Below are 7,095 nucleotides of genomic sequence, written 5' to 3' on the forward strand. Positions count from 1 at the left end.
GGATCCCGGATCTCCGCTTCGCTGCGTCCGGGATGACGGCGCGGTTTTTCTTCATGACCGCCGTTTCAAGACAAGATTGAGGAGAACCCAACATGGCTGAACCGTCTTCGACCGCCCCCGCAGGCGGCGTCGCGCCGATGACGCGGCGGGTGATGAATCTCGGCCATATCGTCGCGCAGAACGGGCGGCGGCTGGCCGCCCACCCCGCCTTCGTCTGGGGCGATCTGACACTGAGCTGGGCCGATCTCGACGCGCAGGTTTCGGCGCTGGCGGCGGGGTTGAGGGCGCGCGGCATTGGCAAGGGCGACCGCATCCTGGTGCATTCCAAGAACTGCGACGCGATGTTCGTCTCGATGTTCGCGACCTTCCGGATCGGCGCGGTCTGGGTGCCCACCAATTTCCGGCTGCTGCCGGACGAGGTCGCCTATCTCTCGACCTCCTCGGGCGCGAAGGCGTTCCTCTGCCATGGCGATTTCCCCGACCATGCGGCAGCCGTGGCGAAGGCCGTGCCCGCCCCGGAGTTCACCTGGCGGATCGGGCCCGGTGCCTTCGGCGAGGACGAGGTCGGCGCTGTGATAGCGCGGCACATGGGCGAGCGGGTCGCGGATGTCGCCGTCGAGCACGACGACCCCTGCTGGTTCTTCTTCACCTCCGGCACCACCGGGCGCTCGAAGGCCGCTGTGCTGACCCATGGCCAGATGGGCTTCGTCATCACCAACCATCTCTGCGACCTCGTGCCCGGCACGACGGAGGCCGATTGCTCGCTGGTGGTGGCGCCGCTCTCGCATGGCGCCGGCGTCCACCAATTGATGCTGGCGGCGCGCGGGGCGGCCTCGATCCTGCTGCCGACCGAGCGCTTCGACATCGACGAGGCCTGGCGGCTGATCGCGCGCCACCGCGTCACCAGCCTGTTCACCGTGCCGACGATCCTGAAGATGCTGGTCGAGCATCCGGCCGTCGAGCAGCACGACCATTCGAGCCTGCGCTACGTCATCTATGCGGGCGCGCCGATGTATCGCGAGGACCAGAAGCGCGCTCTGGCGACGCTGGGCTCCGTGCTCGTGCAGTATTTCGGACTGGGCGAGGTCACCGGCAACATCACCGTGCTGCCGCCCTCGCTGCATGTCGCCGAGGACGGGCCGCAGGCGCGGGTCGGCAGCTGCGGCTATGCCCGCACCGCGATGCAGGTCCAGATCCAGGACGATGCGGGCGAGGAGGTCGCAACCGGCGTGCAGGGCGAGATCTGCGTGATCGGGCCGGCCGTCTTCGCCGGCTATTACGACAACCCGGAGGCCAATGCGAAGTCGTTCCGGAACGGCTGGTTCCGCACCGGCGATCTCGGCCATATGGACGAGGAGGGGTTCGTCTACATCACCGGCCGCGCCTCGGACATGTACATCTCCGGCGGCTCGAACATCTATCCGCGCGAGATCGAGGAGAAGATCCTGACCCATCCCGCCATCGCGGAGGTCGCGGTGCTCGGCCTGCCCGATCCGGTCTGGGGCGAGATCGGGGTTGCCGTCTGCGTCTGCCGCGGCGGCGCGCAGGTGAGCGAGGCGGAGATCGCAGGTTTCCTCGCGGAGAAGATCGCCCGCTACAAGATGCCCAAGCGCTTCTTCTTCTGGGAGGCGCTGCCGAAATCCGGCTATGGCAAGGTGCCCAAGCGACTCGTGCGCGACGAGCTCGAGGCGCGCGGACAACTGGACTGGCTGAGGGGGCAAGGCTCGTGAGGCGTATCCAGCAGCCCGGACCGGAGACGCCCGACCGCATCCAGTGGGCGGAATGCCACGGCCTGCGCTTTCCACTGACGCTGCAGCCCGGCCTGCCGCTGCTCGAGGGCATCAGGCGCGGCTTCGCGGCGGCCGGCTTCGTCAGCGGAACGGTCAAGCTCGACGGGCTCGCGCTGTCGCCCTTCGCCTATGTGATGCCGGCGCTGTCGCAGACGCCGGAGCATGCCGCCTTCTACAGTGACACCTTCCGGCCTGCCGGCGTCGCCCGCATCGAGATGGGCGCGATGACCTTCGGCCTGCGCGACGGGGCGCCGTTCTTCCACGCCCATGCGCTCTGGATCGAGGGCGATGGGCGGCGCAGCGGCGGCCATATCCTGCCCGACGAGACGATGGTGGCGGAGGCGGTCACGCTGGCAGCGGTCGGTCTCGATGGCGCCGCCTTCCTCGGCGAGGTCGATCCGGAGACGAACTTCAAGCTGTTCGGGCCGAGGCCCGCGGAGCCGCTCGGCGCCACGCGCGACGGGCGCGTCTTCGCGCTGCGCGTCAAGCCGAACATCGACTTCTGCGGGGCGCTGGAAACCTTCTGCGCCGAGCGCGGCATCGCGCGGGCCACCATCCATGGCGGCGTCGGCTCGACCATCGGGGCGCGCTTCGCGGATGGCGGGATCGTCGAGAACTTCGCCACGGAGATCGCGATCACCGGTGGGTCGATCGTCAATGATGGCGCCGGGCCAGAGGCGCAGATCGATGTGGCGCTGGTCGACTACACCGGCGCAATGGCCGCCGGGCGCTACCGGCGCGGCGACAACCCGGTGCTGATGACCTTCGAGCTGGTGCTGGAGGTGGGGTAGCGCCATTCGTCATTGCGAGCGCAGCGAAGCAATCCAGGGGGACTGCGTGTGGCCCTGGATTGCTTCGCTGCGCTCGCAATGACGATCAGGTGGTCTTGCCTTTCGCAATCTCCATCTCCCGCAGAGCCTTGCGCCGGATTTTGCCCGTCGCGGTCAGCGGCAGTTCGGTGACGAACTCGACATGGCGCGGATACTGATAGGCGGCCAGCCTGTCCCGCACGAAGGCCTGGATCTCGGCGGCCAGCGCCGCCGACGGCGCGATGCCGGGCAGCGGCAGCACGAAGGCCTTTACCGCCTCGGTGCGGATGGGATCGGGCACGCCGATGACGGCCACCATCAGCACGGCGGGATGGCGGATGATGCAGTCCTCGATGTCGCCCGGCCCGATCCGGTAGGAGCCCGAGGAGATGATGTCGTCGTCGCGGCCCTGGAACCAGAGATAGCCGTCCTCGTCGCAATGGCCGGTGTCGCCGGTGAGGAGCCAGTCGCCCGCGAACTTGGCCGCCGTTTCCTCGGGCTGGCGCCAATAGCCGAGCATCATCACCGGGTCGGGACGGGCCACCGCGATCACGCCTGGCATACCCGCCGGCAGGGGCTCGCCCTCGGGCGACACCACCGCGACGCGGTGGCCCGGCACGGCGCGGCCCATCGAGCCCGGGCGGATCGGGAAGAGATCGGCATTGTTGGCGACCAGCAGATTGGCCTCGGTCTGGCCGTAGAACTCGTTGACCGCGAAGCCGAAGGTCTCGCGGCTCCAGTCCAGCAGGTCGGCGCCGAGCGTCTCTCCGCCGCTGCCGATCGAGCGCAGGGCGTGGCCGAAGCGGCGGGGATCGGCGACCTGGCGCATCAGCTTCAGCGCGGTCGGCGGCAGGAAGGCGTTGCGCACGCGGTGGCGCGCCATCAGCTCGAAAGCGGCCTCGGGGTCGAATTTGCGGGCGCGCGAGGCCAGAACCGGCACGCCGAAACAGAGGCTGGGCAACAGCACATCGAGCAGGCCGCCGATCCAGGCCCAGTCGGCCGGGGTCCAGAACAGGTCGCCGGCCTGCGGGAAGAAGGCCTGTGGCATCTGCACACCCGGCAGATGGCCGAGCAGGACGCGGTGGGCATGGAGCGCACCCTTGGGCTTTCCGGTGGTGCCGGAGGTGTAGATGATGACCGCGGGATCGTCGGCGAGCGTTTCGACCGGGGTGAAGGCGTCGGAGGCCTTCGCCATTTCGGTCGCGAGGTCGAGCGTGCCGTCGGGGCCGGGGCCGTCAGCCAGTATGATCAGCCGCAGATCGGGCAAGGCGTGGCGGATCGCCTCGATCTTCGGCAGGTTTTCGGCATCCGTGATCAGCGCCGCCGCGCCGCTGTGCTGCAGCCGGTGTTCCAGCGCCTCGGGCCCGAACTGGATGAAGAGCGGCAGCGCGATGGCGCCCATCTTGTAGACCGCGAGATGGGCCATCGCCGTCTCGGGACGCTGCGGCAGCAGAATGCCGACGCGCTCACCCGCCGCGATGCCATGGCCGCGCAGCAGATTGGCGATGCGGTTGGAGGCGCGCTTGAGATCGTCGAAGCTGATGGTGGCGACGCCATTCTCGCCGTCCTCATAGATCACCGCCGGCTTGGCCGTCCCGTCGGCATGGCGGTCGCAGCAGGCGACACCGATGTTGAAATGCTCGGGGATCTCCCAGCGAAACCGCTCGACGGTTTCGCGATAGGTCGCGTGGCGCTGGAGCATCGTTGTCATCTGCCGTGTCGTGGCTGGGGATTTGGCTTGCGGCGGCGACGATAGGCAAGGCCGGCGACTCTGCAGAATCATTGGCCCCTCATGTCTCCCTGTGTTATACAGCCGGTATAACATAGGAGGCTGTGTCATGAACGAGATCAGCAAGCCGGCGGCCGCGACGGCCAACGTCCTTCAGATTCGCAAGATCGGCAATTCTCTGGGATTGATCCTGCCCAAGGAGTTGCTTGCACAGCTCGGTTTTGCCGAAGGCGACAGCCTGGAGTTCGTGCGGCAGCCCGAAGGTGGAGTCCGTTTGCAGCGCCACGACGACACACATGCCCGAGCGATGGCGATCGCACGTCAGGTGATGAAGGATTACGCCGATACAATGCGTGAGCTGGCCAAATGATGGAGCCGCTCTGGCTGAGCGTCGAGACGATCCAGGATATTCATGCCGAGCAACTCGTCATCTATGGCGGGCCCGAGGGCATACGAGACCAGGGTCTGCTGGAATCCGCCGTCGCCCGGCCGATCAACCGCTTTGCCTATGGCGAGACGGATCTTGCGGCGTTGGCCGCCGCCTATGCGTTCGGGCTCGCGCGAAACCATCCTTTCGTCGATGGCAACAAACGGGCTGCCTTCCTTGCAATGATGACTTTCCTGCGTTTCAACGGGGTCGCCTTCGCGCCGACCCAGCCCATGGCCGCCGCCGCCATCCTCGCGCTGGCCGCCGGCGAGGTCGACGAGGACGGGCTGACGCGCTGGATCCGCGACAACTGGCCGAAGGATGCGCCGGCATGAGGCTCGCGATGACCACCCCGATCCGGATCGAGGCCGCGATCAACGGGCCCTGGGGCGTGGCGGCCTAGGGGTGCGGGTCGGGAAAGCCGTGTCGCTGCGACAAGGCGGCCAGAATGCCGTCCTTATCGGCAATGAACGCCCGGCCGCGATGATGGCCGGTCTGGTGGGGCGAGGTCGCTCCCTCCGCCAGGACCAGCAGCGGCAGCGACTGGTTTTCGTCCCCCACCCGCGCGAGCACCGCATGCCGCGGCCGGAGCCAGTCGATGCGCTCGACATCGAGGCGGGCGGCCAGCTCGGGAAACGACGCCAGGACGCCTTCCAACAGGGCGCAATGCCAGCAGTAGAAGGACCGGCCCGGAAAGGCCGGGTCGGCAAAGCCGGGCTTGAGGAGATAAAGCGTGTCGCGGGTCATGGGCATCCTCGCGCTGTCCCAAGATCGGGCCGCATTGGCGTTGCCGGGCCAGCCGCCTACAAGATGCGGCCGCGACGGAACGGCTCGCTCCCACATGGTTGAACGGGGCTGCGCAGACAACCGCTATTTCGCGCGGGTCGCGCGGCACGGGCGATCGGGCTTCACGCCGCGTCCTGATCGCGCATGATGTGAAGGTGCGGCCAGGTCCGCAGATGAGGGGAACCTGTTGGCCATGGCGACGACGACCTGCGATGTCGTGATCCTCGGCGCGGGCCATAACGGCCTCGTCTGCGCGCACCGGCTCGCCAAGGCGGGGCTGTCGGTCACGGTTCTGGAGAGGCGCGGCGTCGTCGGCGGGGCGGCGGTGACCGAGAGCTTCCATCCCGGCTTCCGCAACTCGACCGCGAGCTACACGGTCAGCCTGCTGCGGCCCGAGATCATCGCGGCGATGGAGCTGCACCGGCACGGCCTGCAAATCGTCGAGCGGCGCATGGCCAACTTCCTGCCGCTGCCCGACGGGCGCCATCTTACGGCCGGTCCGGGCCGGACGGCGGCTTCCGTTTCCGCCTTCTCGGCGCGCGACGCGCAGCGGCTTGGCGCCTATGAGGCGCGGCTGGAGACGGTGGCCGCCGTGCTGCGCGACCTCGTTCTGGAGGCGCCGCCCAATCTCGGCGATGGCGGCTGGCTGGCTGCGCTGCCGGATCTGATCGACGCCGGCCGGGTCGCGCGGCGGCTGTCGCGGCTCGATCTGACCGCGAAGCGCGACGTGATGGACCTCTTCACCAAATCGGCGGGGGACTGGCTCGACGGCTGGTTCGAGAGCGAGCCGATCAAGGCGCTGCTCGGCTTCGATTCCGTCGTCGGCAATTATGCCAGCCCCTACACGCCGGGCTCGGCTTATGTGCTGCTGCACCATGTCTTCGGCGAGGTGAACGGCAACAAGGGCGCCTGGGGCCATGCCATCGGCGGCATGGGCGCGATCACCCAGGCGATGGCGCGCGCGGCAGAAGCTGCCGGTGTGCAGATCGAACTGAATGCCGGCGTCTCGGAAGTGCTGGTGGAACAGGGCAGGGCGGTCGGCGTGCGTACCGAAGATGGCCGCGTGCACCGCGCGAAGCGCGTGGTGGCCAACGTCAACCCGAAGCTGCTGTTCACCAAGCTGGTACCGCAGTCCGAGCTGCCGGCCGACTTTGCTGAGCGCATGCGCGGTTATCGCTGTGGCTCGGGCACCTTCCGCATGAACGTGGCGCTGTCCGAGCTGCCGGATTTCAGCTGCCTGCCGGGCCGCGCGCGCGCCGAGCACCACACCGCGGGGATCATCCTGGCACCCAGCCTGCGCTACATGGAGCAGGCCTACTTCGATGCGCGCCAGCACGGCTGGTCGCAGCAGCCTATCGTCGAGATGCTGATTCCCTCCACGCTGGACGACAGCCTTGCTCCGGCGGGTGCGCACGTGGCCAGCCTGTTCTGCCAGCACGTCGCACCCGAGCTGCCCGACGGAAAATCCTGGCCTGAGCATCGCGACACGGTGGCGCAGCGGATGATCGACACCGTCAACGCGTTCGCGCCCAACTTCAAGGCCTCGGTGCTGGG

7 protein-coding genes are annotated in these 7,095 nt (G+C 68.1%); 5 read left to right on the forward strand and 2 right to left on the reverse strand.

The window, feature by feature from the left end:
- Positions 1-92 precede the first annotated feature (92 nt).
- Positions 93-1,730, forward strand: a complete 1,638-nt coding sequence (locus Q8S38_RS23625; RefSeq protein ID WP_305682781.1) for an acyl-CoA synthetase — start codon at positions 93-95, stop codon at positions 1,728-1,730.
- Complete coding sequence (locus tag Q8S38_RS23630) at positions 1,727-2,581, forward strand: PCC domain-containing protein (RefSeq protein ID WP_305682782.1); 855 nt, start codon at positions 1,727-1,729, stop codon at positions 2,579-2,581. The genes Q8S38_RS23625 and Q8S38_RS23630 overlap by 4 nt, the downstream gene beginning before the upstream one ends.
- A gap of 85 nt (positions 2,582-2,666) precedes the next feature.
- On the opposite strand, the gene Q8S38_RS23635 is transcribed toward Q8S38_RS23630, so the two are convergent.
- Positions 2,667-4,301 (reverse strand): acyl-CoA synthetase, encoded by a 1,635-nt coding sequence (locus Q8S38_RS23635; protein WP_305682788.1) that lies wholly within the window; start codon positions 4,299-4,301, stop codon positions 2,667-2,669.
- Between the two features lie 136 nt (positions 4,302-4,437).
- On the opposite strand from Q8S38_RS23635, the gene Q8S38_RS23640 reads away from it, so the two are divergent.
- Together Q8S38_RS23640 and Q8S38_RS23645 are read left to right on the forward strand one after the other, a co-directional pair.
- Positions 4,438-4,698: an AbrB/MazE/SpoVT family DNA-binding domain-containing protein gene (locus tag Q8S38_RS23640; RefSeq protein ID WP_305682783.1), complete on the forward strand. Its 261-nt coding sequence runs from the start codon at positions 4,438-4,440 to the stop codon at positions 4,696-4,698.
- A complete protein-coding gene (locus tag Q8S38_RS23645) occupies positions 4,695-5,090 on the forward strand; it encodes a type II toxin-antitoxin system death-on-curing family toxin (protein WP_305682784.1) in 396 nt (131 codons plus the stop codon). The genes Q8S38_RS23640 and Q8S38_RS23645 overlap by 4 nt, the downstream gene beginning before the upstream one ends.
- A 64-nt stretch (positions 5,091-5,154) precedes the next feature.
- Here the strand turns inward: Q8S38_RS23645 and Q8S38_RS23650 are convergent, their stop codons facing one another.
- Positions 5,155-5,502, reverse strand: coding sequence for a DUF3088 domain-containing protein (locus Q8S38_RS23650; protein WP_305682785.1), 348 nt, complete (start codon positions 5,500-5,502; stop codon positions 5,155-5,157).
- A gap of 232 nt (positions 5,503-5,734) precedes the next feature.
- Here Q8S38_RS23650 and Q8S38_RS23655 point away from each other — a divergent pair.
- On the forward strand, positions 5,735-7,095 hold a 1,361-nt coding region (locus tag Q8S38_RS23655; RefSeq protein ID WP_305682786.1), incomplete at its 3' end, for a phytoene desaturase family protein.

The sequence above is a fragment of the Allobosea sp. genome, assembly GCF_030695125.1.
Taxonomy (GTDB): Bacteria; Pseudomonadota; Alphaproteobacteria; order Rhizobiales; family Beijerinckiaceae; genus Allobosea.